This window comes from Pseudomonas sp. SBT1-2 (assembly GCF_028640875.1).
GTDB classification, from domain to species: Bacteria; Pseudomonadota; Gammaproteobacteria; order Pseudomonadales; family Pseudomonadaceae; genus Aquipseudomonas; species Aquipseudomonas chlororaphis_I.
Genome location: NZ_JAQZAA010000081.1, coordinates 1 through 15298, shown reverse-complemented (window position 1 = coordinate 15298; position 15298 = coordinate 1). Strand labels below are relative to the sequence as shown.

Sequence of the window (15298 nt, the reverse complement as noted above, 5' to 3'; positions counted from 1 at the left end):
TTTGCCTAGGCAGAATCCGCTCCGTCCTAGGGGAGTAGTCTCCCGCGAGCGCCACGCTCGCCCGGCATGCGTCAACATACTTGATCCTCAGATCATGGCGCATGCGACCCAAGAGTCCGCACAGACGGACCGCAGGGTTTGACAAGACCTATGACACGCACACCTTACCCGGGGCGGGAAGGCTGTACGTGTCATAGCCGTGTCGACCCGCCCCTTAGGAATGCCCTGATGCTGGATTCTCTACTGGTTCCCACAGCGATCGTTGCCTTGGCCGAAATCGGCGACAAGACGCAACTGCTTGCCCTCATTCTCGCCGCGCGCTTTCGCAAACCCTGGCCGATCATCGCCGGCATCGTCGCCGCGACCCTGGCCAACCATGCGGCAGCCGGTGCGGTAGGCGCCTGGTTCGGCAGCTTCTTCTCGGATGCGACCTTGCACTGGATCCTCGCCGCGAGCTTTACCGCGACCGCGCTCTGGACCCTGGTGCCAGACAAGATGGACGACGACGAAGCCAGCACCGCCCGCAAGTTCGGCCCCTTCCTGACCACGCTGATCGCATTCTTCCTCGCTGAAATCGGCGACAAGACCCAGATCGCCACCGTCATGCTCGCGGCGCAATACCCGGAACTGTGGCTGGTGATCATCGGCACCACGGCCGGCATGCTGATCGCCAACGTCCCGGTGGTACTGGCCGGCAACTTCGCGGCGGAGAAACTGCCCCTGACCCTGATCCGTCGCCTCGCAGCCTCGGCGTTCTTCATCCTGGCCATTGTCGCGGTGTACAAGGCCATGCAGAGCAGCGGCTGGTTGTAAGCGCCCCATCAGCAGGCACGCCTCCAGGCAAACCTGCGAGCACAAAAAAGCCCCGAACCAGTCGGGGCTTTTTTTGCAGAGGCCGGCTTGTTCACAACACTGTCGTCAACAACGACGCCTGACGATCAGGGCCTCTTGGCCTGCTGGTACAACGGCATCACCTTCGGAATCGCCGCTTCCAACGAGGAAATACGACTGCCGGACGCCGGGTGAGTACTGAGGAATTCAGGTGGCGCGCCTTCCGAGGCCTTGCTCATCTTGTTCCACAGGGTGATGGCCGCGTTCGGGTTGTAGCCGGCGCGGGCCGCCAGTTCCAGGCCGATCAGGTCGGCTTCGTTTTCATTGCCGCGGCTGTTGGGCAGGGTCATCAACAGGTTGACCCCGTTGTCGCCCACGGCGACCGCTTCCTGCGGCGCGCCGGCGATCAGGGCGATCTGCTTCAGCGCACTGACCCCGTAGGCCTTGGACATCGCTTCACGACCGTGCTCGCGCAAGGCGTGGGCGATTTCATGGCCCATGACCGCGGCGATTTCATCGTCGGTCAGTTGCAGCTTGTCGATCAGGCCGCTGTAGAAAATGATCTTGCCGCCAGGGCCGCAGTTGGCGTTGAGTTCATCGCTCTTGATCAGGTTGACTTCCCAGTTCCACTGCGCGGAATCCGGACGGAAAACCGGGGCCTGGGCAATCAGCCGGTTGGCGATCGCCTGGATGCGCTTGGCATTGGCGCTGGACTTGTCCAGCACGTTCTTGCTGTTCGCTTCGCCGATCTTCTGCTGATAGGACTGCGCGTAGGACTGGTTGACCTCATCGCTCGACAGCATGCTGAACATGTACTGCTTGCGATCGACGCCGACAGCGCCGCCGCTGGTGGTGTTGACCGACTGGCAACCCGACAGCAGCAACGCAGCGGTGAGTGCACCCAAAACCTGCTTCTTACTCATGAGAACGCTCCCTGAAAACATGGCGCGTATCCTAGGCGCAGTTGTGTATCGACGCCAGATACAACGGACGTGTAGCACGCTGTTTTCAGCTACAGGGCAGCGTAGGAAAAAATTCACAGAACCCTCCCCGCCGCGCCCGACAACGCCCGGCAGCTGTCCATTTGCGACATGTCAGCCTACAAAACAGTCATTTTTCCGATCCTCGCTCATGGTCGGCGAGGGCCTTGCCGATACAGCGGGGCAGACGTCATTCCTGCGTCCGGAGCCCTTATGAAATTCAAGTCGATCCAGTTTTCCGTGGCCGCCCTGGCCGGTGCCATCGTCCTCAGCGTGGTCGTTGCCCTGGTGCTGTACGCCCTGTTCGCCGGTGCCCGGACCCAGGAGATGGTGCAACAGCGAACCCAGGCTCAATTCGAGCAAGTCATCGAACAGCGGCTGGTCGGACTGGCACAGACCCAGGTCAGCCAGATCCAGCGTGAACTCGAGGCGCCCCTGCTGATCGCCGGCGGGCTGGTGCGGGTCAACGCGCTGATCGGCAGCAAGGGCGCGGACGGCAATCCACAGCTCAATCTCAGCCGCGAACAGCTGATCAGCCTGATCAAGGAAAACGTCGCACAGAACCCGAAGATTCTCGGTGCCTATATAGGCTGGGAAAAGAACGCCATCGACCATAACGACAGCGCCTATGTCGACACCAAGGTAGTGGGTATCGATGCCAGCAACGGGCGCTTCCTGCCGTGGTGGTTCCGCAACGAAGATGGCAGCCTGGGCCTGGACAAACTGGTGGACGTGGACGACCAGAAAGTCCTGTCCACCGGCGTACGCGCCAGCGAGTACTACCTGTGCTCCAAGGAAAGCAGGAAATCCTGCGTGATCGATCCGGCGCCGTACAAGGTCGGCGACAAGATCGTCATGCTTGCCTCCTTTATTGAACCCATCCTGCTCGACGGGGCCTTCCAGGGCATCGTCGGCGCCGACCTGTCGGTGAACTTCATCCAGGACATGCTCCTGGGCGCCAACCAGAAACTCTACAACGGTGTGGGCGAGATGGCCCTGATCGGTGGTAATGGCCGGCTGGTGGCCTACACCAAGGACCCGAGCAAGTTCGGCGAAAAGGTCAGCGACATTCTCGACAGCGAAGAAGTCGCCAAGCTCGGCAACCTCAAGCGCGGCGAAGTGAACTACAACGTCGACCAGGCCCACGGGCGGATCGAGCTGTACCTGCCGTTCGGCATTGGCCAGACCGACGCCCGCTGGACCCTGATGCTGCAACTGCCGCTGGACGCCGTCATGGCCGACCTGCAGAAACTGCAAAACGACCTGGCCGAACAACGCCAGGCCGACACCCTCGGCATGGCCATGGTCGGCCTGATCATCGCCGGCCTCGGCCTGCTGGTGATCTGGCTGGTGGGCCACGGCATCGCCCGTCCGCTCAAGCAGATGGTGGCCATGCTCGACGATATCGCCCAGGGCGAAGGCGACCTGACCCGCCGCCTGAGCAGCGACCGCGCCGACGAACTGGGCTCGATCGCCAAGGGCTTCAATACCTTCCTGGCCAAGCTGCAGGCGATGATCAGCCAGGTGGTGACCTCGGTGCAGAGTGTCAGCGACTCCTCCGAACACACCGCCGATATCGCCATTCGCACCAACCAGGGCGTGCACAAGCAGATGGCCGAGATCGACCAGGTGGCCACCGCGGTGCATGAAATGACTGCCACCGCCCAGGACGTGGCCCGCAATGCGACCCAGGCCGCGCAAGCCGCCAACCATGCCGACCAGGCCGCCAGCCAGGGCATGCGGATCGTGCGCGACACCTCGACCGCCATTGGCGCCCTCGCCGTGGAAATCGGCAGGGCGGTGGGCGTCGTGCAGACCCTGGCCAAGGACAGCGAGAACATCAACGCGATCCTGATCGCCATTCGCGGCATCGCCGAGCAGACCAACCTGCTGGCCCTCAACGCCGCCATCGAAGCCGCCCGCGCCGGCGAACAGGGCCGCGGCTTTGCCGTGGTGGCCGACGAAGTGCGCAACCTGGCGCAGAAGACCCAGCAGGCGACCGAAGAAATCCAGTCGATGATCCAGCAGTTGCAGCAAGGCACCCGCGATGTGGTACGGGTCATGGAAGACAGCCAGAACCGCACCGACGAAAGCGTGCAGCACGCGGCGAAAGCGGCCGAGGCCCTGGAAACCATCACTCAGGCGGTGTCGGTGATCAACGACATGAACACCCAGATCGCCAGCGCCGCCGAAGAGCAGAGCGCCGTCGCCGAGGACATCAACCGCAACGTGATCAATATCGGCCAGGTGGCCAACGAAGTGGCGGGCGGCGCCGACGAGTCCAGCGCGGCCAGCGCCGGCCTGACCAAGCTGGCCGAGCAGCAGCGGCGCCTGATCAATCAGTTCAAGGTGTAAGCCGCTGCGACCGGCCGCAAAGCAGGCGTGGCCCGTACTAACGCTCAAGGTCTTGCGGACCTTGCGCAGCCTTCGGCAGCGGCTACAGGGATTGCGGCGCGACTCAAGAGCCCGGCACCGACTCTGTAGCCGCTGCCGCAGGCTGCGATCGAGCTGGGCGGCACTCCGTGCGAAGCGCTCGCTGATTCAGGCCACACGATTCCGGGTTGGAGCCACAGGACGGCGTCAACCCGGGGTCAGGCATTCCGGGGCATTGAGCTTCGGATCGTTCACCAGGTTGGCCAGCACCCGCTCGCGCAAGGCGGCCGGTGGGCTGGCCAGCAAGGCTTGCAACACCGGCAATGGCGTCTGTGGGTCGAGCCAGGCTTCCTGGCCCTGGGCATCGAGGATCAATGGCCGACGCTGGCTGGCCGCCGGCTGGGTGACCACCGCGGTGCTCAGCCAGACCTGTTCCTGCACCGGATAGGCTTCCCAGATCGCCGCGAAGAACAGCGACGAACCCTCCCCTGGCGTCAGCCAGTACGGGCGTTTACGGGTGCCGCCGCGCCATTCGTAAAAACCGTTGGCCGGCAACAGGCAGCGGCGCTGGCGAAAGGCTTCGCGAAACATCGGCTGTTCGGCCAGGGTTTCGGCACGGGCATGGGCCGGGGTGCGCGACAGATCGGTCAGCCAGGGCGGCGTCAGGCCCCAGCGGGCGCGGGCGAGGTTGCGCTGGCCATCGCTGCTGCGCAGGATCAGCACCGAATCGTTGGGCGAGATATTCCACTGCGCCTGCTGATCCGCCGGAAATCCGGGCAAGGCGGCAAACGCTTGGTTCCAGCGAAACAGGGCATAACGTCCACACATGGGGCAAACAACTCTCGGAAAATCGGCGGCCAGCCTAACAGATCAGCACGCCAGCATGATTGGCCGGCTCGTCGCCGGGCATCGGCAGCGCGGCATTGTACGCAGCGATCAGCTCCCGGGCGTATTGCGCCTGGTCGTTATCCACCGCCAGCCCAAGCAGGCCGAACGCCGGCAACTCACCGGTGCCGCCGAGCAAATCCCGCCCCACCAGATGCGCTTCGATCCCCTCGCTGGCCAGCATGCCCTGGAGCAATTCCCCTTCCAGCAGGTTTTCCGGTTCGTAGACTCGCTGCATATAACCCCCTCACTCGTTTTCGCTGTGCACCTCGAGCATCCATTCCTCACCGTCGGTCTGCAACGTGAACACAATGGGCCGGCAACAGACCGGACAATCCTCGATGTACTGCTGATCGCCGCCGGACAGGTCCAGCACGGCCTCGGCCTCTTCACCGCAGTAGGGACATTGATAGCGTTCGGTTTCCAGCATCGCGGCCTCCGGAGTGACTTGTGCGTATAATCGCCGGTCTATTTGCAGGGCTATTGAGATCTGAGCTTACTTTTCAGACCGCGCCCGGCTATTTTTCGATCCAAACCTTTTCTTACCTAGCCGTTTCCAACAAGAGAGCATGATGGGCGAATTCGATGCCATCCGACCTTACGACGACAGTGAAGTACCAGCGGTGCTGGCTCGACTGCTCGGCGACAAGGCGTTTCTAGATATCCTCACCCACTTCCGCTTCCCGCGCTTTGCCGGCGCTTTCGGCTGGCTGCTCAAACCCCTTATAGCTCATCGGTTGCGTCGTGAGTTCGCCGCGGTCACTTCGGTGGCGACCCTGCAGGACAAGGTCGAGTTCTACGTCGACCACACCATCGAGCGGGCCACCGACGGCGTGACCTACACCGGGGTCGAGCAATTCAAGTCCGGCAGCGCCTACCTGTTCATCGCCAACCACCGCGACATCGTGATGGACCCGGCCTTCGTCAATTACGCGGTGTACCACGCCGGATTGCCGACCCCGCGCATCGCCATCGGCGACAACCTGCTGCAGAAGCCTTTCGTCAGCGACCTGATGCGTCTGAACAAGAGCTTCATCGTGCACCGTTCGATCACCGGACGCCGGGAAAAGATGGCCGCCTACCAACTGCTGTCGGCCTACATCAACCACTCGATCCGCAACGATTGCGCGTCGATCTGGATCGCCCAGGCCGAAGGCCGGGCCAAGGACGGCGATGACCGTACCGAGTCGGCGATCCTCAAGATGTTCCACATGAGCCGCAAGGACGAGCCGTTCGGCGAGGTCATCCAGTCGCTGAACCTGACCCCGGTATCGATCAGCTACGAATACGACCCTTGCGATCAGGCCAAGGCCCGCGAGCTGTATATCCGCGCCACCACCGGCAGCTATACCAAGGCTCCGGGCGAGGACGATATCAGCATCGCCAAGGGCATCACCGGCTATAAAGGCCGGGTCCACGTGAACTTCGCCGCGCCGATCAGCGAGTTGTTCGAGGACACCAAGCAATTGGCGGTGGAGATGGACCGGCAGATCCTCGGCGGCTATCGCCTGTTCCCGGTGCATTACCTGGCTTACGCTCAGTGGAGCGATGCCGATCCGGAACTGCAGGTTCCGAGCGCGGCCCAGGTGTTCCCGGCGGACGAACTGGCCAAGGCCCAGGAAGAGTGGCAACGGCGCCTGGACGCCTGCCCGGAGGAGCATCGCCCGTACCTGGTGCTGCAATATGCGACGCCGGTGCGCAATCAGTATCGGGTCAAGGCGGGACTGGCCTTGCCATAACGCTCACCGCACACGACAACGGCGCCTTCGGGCGCCGTTGTCGTTTCTGCACGTTGATTGCGAGTAACGCCCCTTGTAGGAGCGAGCTTGCTCGCGATAGCGATCTGCGGGCCACATCAGAACCGGGTGCTGATCCACGACACCAGCAACGCCAGCCCCAGGCAGGCAAAACCGAAACGGTAGAAGAACCGGTTCATGCGCAAGGTCGCATCATCCAACGTCTGCGCCGGTAGCGGTTCTTGGGAACGGGATTGGCCCTGGGCGGCCAGATTGGCCAGTGCGCGCTGCTCGCGACGTCGGGTGGCGTGCAACAACCAGCTGCCGGGAAAGGCGAACAGCAAGGCAAGAATATTGATCAGCTTGGCGGGGTGGGCGCTGAACAGCGACCAGATCAGTTGCAGCGACATCACGAACCTCGAATGAAACCGGATAACGAGCCCTGGCGGCTCGCGGCGCGGATTTTACCCAAAGGCCCACTTTCTGCCTGGGCTTTCCGACAGATAACAACCCGTTGGCCGGTTAATTCGCCCTGTCATACGTTCGTCATACAAACAGGCCAGTCTGGCGCCCCTCGAAACCGACACGGAGCTTGTCATGCTGCACGCAGAAAACCAGGATCGCCTCTACCTGATCGCCCCCAGCGACGAACAGGAAGCCTTGGTCGGTGGCCTGGCCTTCAACGTCCAGGACCGCCACTGGCTGGTGTATTGCGCCCTCGGCGGGCACCAGCATGCGGACCTTCCGGAAACCGATCTGCTGACAGGGGTCAGCGTGCTGGATTTTTACGTCGAGGCGGCGTGAGGCCAGGCTCGAAACAAATCGACAGCCAATAAAAAGCCCGGCTTCTGTGGAAGCCGGGCTTTTTTGTGTACCGCGCCGAAGCCGTCAAGCAAGGCCCTTCGGGCCTTATCGCAACCTGCGACAGCGGCTACAGGTTCACATCATTCACCGAGGATCTGGCCGATGCTCGGGTCCTTGAACAGGCGGGTCAGGGCATCGCTGAGTACGTCGCTGACCAGCTTGGTATTGGTTTCCTGGTTCGGCGCCATGCCGAAACGCTGGTCCAGGGACGCGCCGTAACGACCGCTGTAGCGGCGGTTGGCGTTCTGCACATCGGAGCGGAAGGTCGCACCGATGGTGGCCTCAGTCACGTACAGGCCTTCCTTGGGCGACTGATACTTCAGCTCGGTCAGGGTCACAGTCAGCTGTGGGGCATTCAGCGCGTTGGCGGTCGGGGTAAAGCCCAGCAGGCGTACCGCAGCTTCGGCCTGGGCCTGCAGCTTCGGCAGGATCTGCGCGCCCTGGACGGTAATCGCGCTGGTTTCAGGGTAAAGCCCGCCACGGGTACCCAGGGTCGGCGACGGACGGCCGTCGACCACTTTCACCACCACCGGCTGGCCATGGCCGACCGGCGCGAGCTGAGTGGTGAGCTTCGGTTCCGGGCTGAGTTGTTGCGGGCTATGGGCGCAACCAGCCAGCGTCAAACTGGTCACAGTGATCAAACCGAACAACAGGCGTTGCAACATGCTCATTTCTCCAGAAATCAGGCACAGACAGGCGCGCAGTATAGCGGGGGTCGGCGGCCGCTAACCAGCGGCCCGGCGCGAGTCAGTCAGCTCTCATACAGGTTCGGTGCCAGGCGCTTGCTGTAACCTCCCCGTCACGAGCGTTACATGGCCATGTAACGCCCAGGCGGCATTCTTCATCGCAACTGCCCAACAGGTACATCGCCATGCATTTCCTCTGGTCCTTGTTCGCTCCGCGCCAGAAATACCGCAGCTTCGCCAAGCTCGACCCACAGGGCCGGTGCCAGGCGTTCAAGCACTGCAAAGTGCCGCCAATGGGCGACGGCTGGGTGGAAATCGAGGAAGTCCGTCTCAACTGGTTGCACCAGCCGCTCCCCGCCAGCGCCCGTGTCAGCCCACGCATTGCCCGCGCCCGGGTACAACCGATGATGGCTACCTGACCAAAAGCCTAATAAAAGTCATTAAACAGGATCATTTCTGCGCGTTTCTTCGTTACAATCTCCCCCCGATTATAAGGACGTCTCCTGATCGGGCCTCGCAGCATCGCTGACGCATCAGCATCAGCTCCCCCGCATTGCCCACAGAGAGCCGCCCACACAGATCGAGTGAAGCCGGCGTGCTTGCTGTTCATCTTGCAAACCACCGCTTTTCGCGCATCTGCAGAGCTGCCATTGCTCGGCCACTGAGCTGTTCGCCCGTTAATGCCACGTGTTCCATGTCGGCATTCACCCCTCGGGCCGGTGCCAGGCTTGGACAGCCCTTTTTTGAGGTTCACGTCTTCAAAAGAGCGTGAAAAAACGGGTTTTCACAACTTCACAAGAGTGTGGCGAGCAAATGAATAGTTTTGCGTCTGTACTGGCACCATTAGCGTCTACAACAGCCCGATTACACAGGACCGAGCACGCCTCAGATACTTGCGCTTGAAGCCTGTCCGCTACGGATTTGGTTGCACAAACGGACTCTTGACCATAAGTCGAATTGCCCGCCCTGCCCTGAAATGCGTTCATACGCGGATCAGGCCTGGTTGGTAGCGTCCGTCGAAGTTGCGAAAAATTGCGAAGATTCGGACATGGCGATCCTGGCCATGAGTGACCTGGGGCATAACGTGAACCGCCCCCTACTCCTGGCAGCTATGCCGTCAATTTGGTGCTGCAGATTTTGGAGACGCGTTAATGGCGCATAACGAAGCAGTAGACGTCGTATTGGTTGGGGCCGGCATCATGAGTGCCACCCTCGCTGTACTGCTCAAAGAACTCGACCCCGCGATCAAGCTGGAAGTCGTCGAGCTGATGGATTCGGGTGCCGCGGAAAGTTCCAACCCGTGGAACAACGCCGGTACCGGCCATGCCGGCCTTTGTGAGTTGAACTACACGCCACAGGCCGCCGACGGTTCCATCGATATCAAGAAAGCCGTGCACATCAACACCCAGTTCGAGGTGTCGAAGCAGTTCTGGTCCTATCTGACCAAGAAAGGCACCTTCGGCTCGTCCAAGTCCTTTATCAGCCCGGTGCCGCACCTGAGCTTCGTCCAGGGCGAGAACGGCGTGTCCTTCCTGAAGAAGCGCTATGAAGTGCTGAGCAAGCACCACGCTTTCGCGGACATGGAATACACCGAGGACAAGGCCAAGATGGCCGAGTGGATGCCGCTGATGATGCCTGGCCGCCCGGCTGACGAAGTCATCGCCGCCACCCGCGTGATCAATGGCACCGACGTCAACTTCGGCGCCCTGACCAACCAGTTGCTCAAGCACCTGACCAGCGCACCCGATGCCCAGGTCAAGTACTGCAAGCGCGTGACCGGCCTGAAACGCAACAAGGACAACGGCTGGACCGTGAGCATCAAGGACGTCAACAGCGGCAACAGCCGCGACGTCGATGCCAAGTTCGTGTTCCTCGGCGCTGGCGGCGCGGCGCTGCCGCTGCTGCAGGCTTCGGGCATCGAGGAGAGCAAAGGCTTCGGCGGCTTCCCGGTCAGCGGCCAGTGGCTGCGTTGCGACAACCCGGAAGTGGTCAAGCGGCACCAGGCCAAGGTCTACAGCCAGGCGGCCGTAGGTTCGCCACCCATGTCCGTGCCGCACCTGGACACCCGTGTGGTCGATGGCAAGAAGTCCCTGCTGTTCGGACCTTACGCCGGCTTCACCACCAAGTTCCTCAAGCACGGTTCTTTCATGGACCTGCCGATGTCGGTTCGCGCCGGCAACATCGGCCCGATGCTGGCGGTGGCTCGCGACAACATGGACCTGACCAAGTACCTGGTCAGCGAAGTGATGCAGTCCATGGAGCAGCGCCTGGAATCCCTGCGTCGCTTCTACCCTGAAGCCAAAGCCGAAGACTGGCGCCTGGAAGTGGCCGGCCAGCGGGTGCAGATCATCAAGAAAGATCCGAAGAAAGGCGGCGTGCTGCAGTTCGGCACCGAGCTGGTCGCAGCCAAGGACGGCTCTCTCGCCGCGCTGCTTGGCGCTTCGCCAGGCGCTTCGGTGACTGTCTCGATCATGCTCGAACTGATCGAGCGCTGCTTCCCGGCCAAGGCGACCGGTGAGTGGGCCAGCAAGCTCAAGGAAATCTTCCCGGCCCGTGAAAAGGCCCTGGAAACCGACGCTACGCTGTATCGCAAGATCAACAGCGAGAACAACGTCAGCCTGGAGCTGGTCGAGCAGAGCAGCGAAGCCGAAAGCTACGCTTAAGCCGCGCTCATGAAAAACGCCCCGCTCTCTTGGAGAACGGGGCGTTTTTTTATGGCCGCTTAAAGACAACCACGGCCGGCGCAGCGCGTTTTCAGCCGCGGGCTTTTTCGATCAGTTCGATGTAATCGGCGGCGTTGCGCTGGTCCTGGATCAGGGCCACGAAGTCCTTGCCATGTTCGTCCTTGCCATCCAGGTCGTAGCCGGCCTCGACGAAGAACACCAGGAAACGTTCGAAATCGTCGATACGCAGGCCACGATAGGCCTTGATCAGCTTGTGCAGGGACGGCGAAGTGGCGTCGGCCGGCTCGAAATCGAGGAACAGTTTGATCTGCGCATCGCCGATCTCGTCACCAATCACTTGTTTCTTATCTTTACGCATTGCCGACTCCAGCTCGCAGACATTTCACGGGGCAGGCAGTTTACCCCCAGGCCGCGTCGGGCCTCAACGCGAGCGTACCGCGCCGGTGTGCAGATCGGCCCAGATGTGGCCGTTGGCGTAGCTGAGGAACTGGCAATACACCGTGTCGTTGCGCAGCAGGTCCATCACCACCCGATACTGGGCCAGCGGGTAGAACAGGGTGAGGGTCTTGGTCTTGTCGTCGAACTGCGGCTTTTTCAGGCTTTTGCTCTCGCCGTCGAAGTTCACCAGCACCTGGCTGATGGTCGCGCCCTTGTTCAGCGGCTTGCCCTTGAGGCGGACCAGCAGCGGCGAGGTCACCGGGATCGGTTGCTGGTTGGATTGGCGCTGGCTGCCGATGACCACCGAGTACTCGGTGACCTGCAACAACTGTTGCTGCTCGGGGGCGGCATCACGCAGGGTCAGGTCATCGGGAGGCAGGAACTGCGCGTGCATGGGCGCAGGGGCGGCGGCCAGGGGCAGGCTCAGGATCAGAAAAAAGGCCGCGCAACTGCGAATCAAAAGGCTCATGAGGGACTCCAGGCAAGAGTGATGCACTCTAGCATGGGTTGTCCTTTCCACCCTGTAGCCGCTGCCGCAGGCTGCGATAGGTCCGCAGGACCTCTGACATCCTTGAGATCGCTACGAGCGTGCCGCTCGATCGCAGCCTGCGGCAGCGGCTACAGGCGCGAGGACGGTGCTCAGTCGAACTGGGCGCGCATCCAGGCCTGGTATTCGGCCACACCCGGCTCGCCTTCGCGGGGCGCCCAAGCGGCCAGTTCGCCTTCGCCGACCGGACGATAAGGCCCGGCCTTGCATTCGAACATCAGGCTATCGGGCTCAAGCACCACCAGGCCGTGGTAGACGCCGACCGGCAGGTCGACGCCCATGCAATCCCCACCCGCTTGCAGCACCCGCTTGCCCAGCACTTGACCGGCGTCGTCGAAAATCAGCAGGCCCAGGCGCCCCTTGAGCACCAGCAGGGTCTCGGCCTTGTCGTCGCTCAGGTGGCGATGGGGCGGGATGTAGGTGGAGGGCTGCAGCCCCACCGCCATGCGGTGACAAGGCTCTTGCATCTGATGGAAGTTGTGGTGGTGGCGACCACGGGGGCTGGCCGAGGCTTTTTCGGCCAGTTCGGCAAACAGCGACTGATCCAGAAAGCTCGGCCCGCTCATGATTCACATGCCCTTGACGGCAAAGATGCCGGCAGCGTTACGCCAGTAACCCTTGTAGTCCATGCCGTAACCGAAGATGTAGCGATCCACGCATGGCAGGCCAACGTAGTCGGCTTTCAGGTCGGGACGGGCCTTGCGGTCGTGGTCCTTGTCGATCAGCACGGCGGTGTGCACCGCACGGGCACCGGCGTGTTTGCAGAAGTCGATGATCGCGCCCAGGGTATGACCTTCGTCGAGGATGTCGTCGATGATCAGCACGTCACGGTCGATGAAGGACACTTCCGGCTTGGATTTCCAGAACAGCTCGCCGCCGCTGGTTTCGTTGCGATAGCGGGTGGCGTGCAGGTAGGAAGCTTCCAGCGGGAATTTGAGGTGAGTCAGTAGCTTGCCGGAGAAGATCAGGCCACCGTTCATCACGCAGAAAACCACCGGATTGCGTTCCGCCAGTTGTTCATTGATTTGTGCACCGACTCGGGCGATGGCCGCCTCGACCTCAGCTTCGGTGTACAGGCAGTCAGCCTCGCGCATGATTTGACGGATATGCTCGAGATCAGCGGACATGGCGCTCTCCAGGGGGGTGGCAGTTTCGGAAAAGCGAGCAAAGGTACGCATCCGGCCCGGTCGAATCAAGCGTTTCTGGACTAACGTACTTAGATGTCTATAGGACAACACCCTCGGATAGATTAATCTAGGCCGGTTTTTTTGCCCGCCGCCGGAGCCTTTCCCTATGCCCATCCGTGAGATCCGCCATCCGCTGATCCGACACAAACTTGGCCTTATGCGCCGCGCCGACATTAGCACGAAGAACTTCCGCGAGCTCGCTCAGGAAGTCGGTGCCCTGCTGACGTACGAAGCCACCAAGGACCTGCCACTCGAATCCTATGAAATTCCGGGTTGGTGCGGCCCTGTCCAGGTCGAGAAGATCGCCGGCAAGAAGATTACCGTGGTACCTATCCTGCGCGCCGGTATCGGCATGCTCGAAGGCGTGCTCAGCCTGATCCCGGGCGCCAAGGTCAGCGCCGTGGGCGTAGCCCGCAACGAGGAAACCCTGCAGGCGCACACCTACCTGGAAAAACTGGTTCCGGAAATCGACGAGCGCCTGGCCATGATCATCGACCCGATGCTCGCCACCGGCAGCTCCATGGTCGCGACCATCGACCTGTTGAAAAAGGCTGGCTGCAAGGACATCCGCGCCATGGTGCTGGTCGCCGCTCCCGAAGGCATCGAAGCCGTCGAGAAAGCTCACCCGGACGTGACCATCTACACCGCTTCCATCGATCAGAAACTCAACGAGCACGGCTACATCATCCCGGGCCTGGGCGATGCCGGCGACAAGATCTTCGGCACCAAGCAGAAGGACGCCTGAGCATGCAGGATGAGTTCAACGATCCGCTCTGGCGCCAGGTGCTGTCTGGCGCGCAGATGCTCTTCGTGGCCTTTGGCGCGTTGGTGTTGATGCCGCTGATTACCGGTCTCGACCCCAACGTGGCGCTGTTCACGGCGGGTCTCGGGACTCTGTTGTTCCAGCTCGTGACCGGGCGCCAGGTGCCGGTATTCCTGGCCTCCAGCTTTGCCTTCATCACCCCGATCATTCTCGCCAAGGGCCAGTTCGGCCTGGCCGCGACCATGGGCGGCGTGATGGCGGCCGGTTTCGTTTATACCTTCCTGGGCCTGGCGGTGAAGATCAAGGGCACCGGTTTCATCGACCGGCTGCTGCCGCCGGTGGTGATCGGTCCGGTGATCATTTCCATCGGCCTGGCCATGGCGCCGATCGCCGCCAACATGGCGATGGGCAAGGCCGGCGACGGCAGCGAGCTGATCCATTACCAGACGGCAATGATGATCTCGATGCCGGCGCTGCTGACCACCCTGATCGTCGCGGTGTTCGGCAAAGGCATCTTCCGCCTGGTGCCGATCATCTCCGGCGTGCTGGTGGGCTTTGCCCTGTCGTTCTACTTCGGTGTGGTCGATACCGCGAAGATCGCTGCGGCGCCCTGGCTGGCCCTGCCGCACTTCACCGCGCCGGAGTTCAACTGGCAGGCGATCCTGTTCATCGTCCCTGTGGCCCTGGCACCCGCCATCGAGCACATCGGCGGGGTGATCGCGGTCGGCAGCGTGACCGGTCGCGACTACCTGAAGAATCCTGGCCTGCATCGCACCCTGTTCGGTGACGGCATCGCCACCACCGCCGCCGGCCTGTTCGGCGGTCCGCCCAATACCACCTACGCCGAAGTGACCGGCGCGGTAATGCTGACCAAGAACTACAACCCGAAAATCATGACCTGGGCGGCGATCTTCGCCATCAGCCTGGCGTTTATCGGCAAGTTCGGCGCACTGCTGCAAAGCATTCCGGTACCGGTGATGGGCGGGATTCTCTGCCTGTTGTTCGGCTCGATCGCAGCGGTGGGCATGAACACCCTGATCCGTCACAAGATCGACCTGGGCGAAGCCCGCAACCTGGTGATTGTCTCGGTGACTCTGGTGTTCGGGATTGGCGGGGTATTGATCGGTACCGGTACCGGACCGGACGACTTCGGCCTGAAAGGGATCGCCCTGTGCGCCATCGTCGCGATTGCGCTGAACCTGATCCTGCCGGGCAACGATAGCTGGAAGAACAAGAGGGCTGACGAACCGCTGATCTGAGGATCTGCGTCAACCGGAAACCTATCGCGGGCAAGCCTCGCTCCTATAGACGGTATTGACCGTAG

18 protein-coding genes, 1 pseudogene and 1 riboswitch are annotated in these 15298 nt (G+C 61.9%); of the genes and pseudogenes, 9 read left to right on the top strand and 10 right to left on the bottom strand.

Annotation, left to right across the window (positions count from 1 at the left end; genetic code table 11):
* The first annotated feature begins 16 nt into the window (after window positions 1-16).
* Window positions 17-140: riboswitch (yybP-ykoY riboswitch) on the top strand.
* 88 nt (window positions 141-228) lie between these two features.
* Window positions 229-813 carry a TMEM165/GDT1 family protein gene (locus PVZ78_RS14440; protein ID WP_009045541.1) on the top strand — a complete coding sequence of 195 codons (585 nt, stop codon included), beginning with the start codon at window positions 229-231 and terminating at the stop codon, window positions 811-813.
* A 125-nt stretch (window positions 814-938) separates the two neighbouring features.
* On the opposite strand, the gene PVZ78_RS14435 is transcribed toward PVZ78_RS14440, so the two are convergent.
* Window positions 939-1754 (bottom strand): M48 family metallopeptidase, encoded by an 816-nt coding sequence (locus tag PVZ78_RS14435; protein ID WP_009050763.1) that lies wholly within the window; start codon window positions 1752-1754, stop codon window positions 939-941.
* A 168-nt stretch (window positions 1755-1922) separates the two neighbouring features.
* Here PVZ78_RS14435 and PVZ78_RS31815 point away from each other — a divergent pair.
* Both PVZ78_RS31815 and PVZ78_RS31810 read left to right on the top strand, forming a co-directional pair.
* A pseudogene (locus PVZ78_RS31815) lies at window positions 1923-3311 on the top strand (HAMP domain-containing protein); the annotation flags it as partial.
* Window positions 3312-3323: 12 nt separating this feature from the next.
* Window positions 3324-4166 carry a methyl-accepting chemotaxis protein gene (locus PVZ78_RS31810; protein WP_371356879.1) on the top strand — a complete coding sequence of 281 codons (843 nt, stop codon included), beginning with the start codon at window positions 3324-3326 and terminating at the stop codon, window positions 4164-4166.
* Window positions 4167-4391: 225 nt separating this feature from the next.
* Here the strand turns inward: PVZ78_RS31810 and PVZ78_RS14425 are convergent, their stop codons facing one another.
* The 3 genes from PVZ78_RS14425 to PVZ78_RS14415 are packed head-to-tail and all read right to left on the bottom strand — an operon-like array spanning window position 4392 to window position 5499.
* Window positions 4392-5012: an SOS response-associated peptidase gene (locus PVZ78_RS14425; protein WP_016703569.1), complete on the bottom strand. Its 621-nt coding sequence runs from the start codon at window positions 5010-5012 to the stop codon at window positions 4392-4394.
* Between the two features lie 34 nt (window positions 5013-5046).
* The gene (locus PVZ78_RS14420) at window positions 5047-5307 is read right to left on the bottom strand and encodes a putative signal transducing protein (protein WP_009050766.1); all 261 of its coding nucleotides are present in this window, start codon (window positions 5305-5307) and stop codon (window positions 5047-5049) included.
* Between the two features lie 9 nt (window positions 5308-5316).
* Window positions 5317-5499: a CPXCG motif-containing cysteine-rich protein gene (locus PVZ78_RS14415; protein ID WP_009050767.1), complete on the bottom strand. Its 183-nt coding sequence runs from the start codon at window positions 5497-5499 to the stop codon at window positions 5317-5319.
* A gap of 139 nt (window positions 5500-5638) precedes the next feature.
* On the opposite strand from PVZ78_RS14415, the gene PVZ78_RS14410 reads away from it, so the two are divergent.
* On the top strand, window positions 5639-6808 hold the full coding sequence (locus tag PVZ78_RS14410) for a 1-acyl-sn-glycerol-3-phosphate acyltransferase (RefSeq protein ID WP_036985434.1): 1170 nt from the start codon (window positions 5639-5641) through the stop codon (window positions 6806-6808).
* A gap of 116 nt (window positions 6809-6924) precedes the next feature.
* Here the strand turns inward: PVZ78_RS14410 and PVZ78_RS14405 are convergent, their stop codons facing one another.
* A complete protein-coding gene (locus PVZ78_RS14405) occupies window positions 6925-7215 on the bottom strand; it encodes a hypothetical protein (protein WP_009050769.1) in 291 nt (96 codons plus the stop codon).
* A gap of 187 nt (window positions 7216-7402) precedes the next feature.
* Between PVZ78_RS14405 and PVZ78_RS14400 the strand changes: the two genes are divergently transcribed.
* On the top strand, window positions 7403-7609 hold the full coding sequence (locus PVZ78_RS14400; RefSeq protein WP_009050770.1) for a hypothetical protein: 207 nt from the start codon (window positions 7403-7405) through the stop codon (window positions 7607-7609).
* Window positions 7610-7749: 140 nt separating this feature from the next.
* On the opposite strand, the gene PVZ78_RS14395 is transcribed toward PVZ78_RS14400, so the two are convergent.
* Window positions 7750-8334, bottom strand: coding sequence for a YajG family lipoprotein (locus tag PVZ78_RS14395; protein WP_009050771.1), 585 nt, complete (start codon window positions 8332-8334; stop codon window positions 7750-7752).
* Between the two features lie 206 nt (window positions 8335-8540).
* Between PVZ78_RS14395 and PVZ78_RS14390 the strand changes: the two genes are divergently transcribed.
* Together PVZ78_RS14390 and mqo are read left to right on the top strand one after the other, a co-directional pair.
* Window positions 8541-8774: a hypothetical protein gene (locus PVZ78_RS14390; RefSeq protein WP_009050772.1), complete on the top strand. Its 234-nt coding sequence runs from the start codon at window positions 8541-8543 to the stop codon at window positions 8772-8774.
* 732 nt (window positions 8775-9506) lie between these two features.
* The gene (mqo, locus tag PVZ78_RS14385) at window positions 9507-11018 is read left to right on the top strand and encodes a malate dehydrogenase (quinone) (protein ID WP_009050773.1); all 1512 of its coding nucleotides are present in this window, start codon (window positions 9507-9509) and stop codon (window positions 11016-11018) included.
* Between the two features lie 91 nt (window positions 11019-11109).
* Here the strand turns inward: mqo and PVZ78_RS14380 are convergent, their stop codons facing one another.
* From PVZ78_RS14380 to PVZ78_RS14365, 4 genes are all read right to left on the bottom strand, one after another.
* Entirely contained in the window at window positions 11110-11397 is a 288-nt protein-coding gene (locus tag PVZ78_RS14380) for a PA4642 family protein (RefSeq protein ID WP_007928384.1), read from the bottom strand.
* A gap of 63 nt (window positions 11398-11460) precedes the next feature.
* A complete protein-coding gene (locus PVZ78_RS14375; protein WP_038635049.1) occupies window positions 11461-11946 on the bottom strand; it encodes a hypothetical protein in 486 nt (161 codons plus the stop codon).
* Between the two features lie 170 nt (window positions 11947-12116).
* Window positions 12117-12590, bottom strand: a complete 474-nt coding sequence (locus PVZ78_RS14370; RefSeq protein ID WP_063432944.1) for a WbuC family cupin fold metalloprotein — start codon at window positions 12588-12590, stop codon at window positions 12117-12119.
* Between the two features lie 3 nt (window positions 12591-12593).
* Window positions 12594-13151, bottom strand: coding sequence for a hypoxanthine-guanine phosphoribosyltransferase (locus PVZ78_RS14365; RefSeq protein WP_007928381.1), 558 nt, complete (start codon window positions 13149-13151; stop codon window positions 12594-12596).
* 166 nt (window positions 13152-13317) lie between these two features.
* On the opposite strand from PVZ78_RS14365, the gene upp reads away from it, so the two are divergent.
* Both upp and PVZ78_RS14355 read left to right on the top strand, forming a co-directional pair.
* Entirely contained in the window at window positions 13318-13956 is a 639-nt protein-coding gene (upp, locus tag PVZ78_RS14360; protein WP_007928379.1) for a uracil phosphoribosyltransferase, read from the top strand.
* 2 nt (window positions 13957-13958) lie between these two features.
* Window positions 13959-15233: a uracil-xanthine permease family protein gene (locus PVZ78_RS14355; protein WP_101283488.1), complete on the top strand. Its 1275-nt coding sequence runs from the start codon at window positions 13959-13961 to the stop codon at window positions 15231-15233.
* Window positions 15234-15298 lie beyond the last annotated feature (65 nt).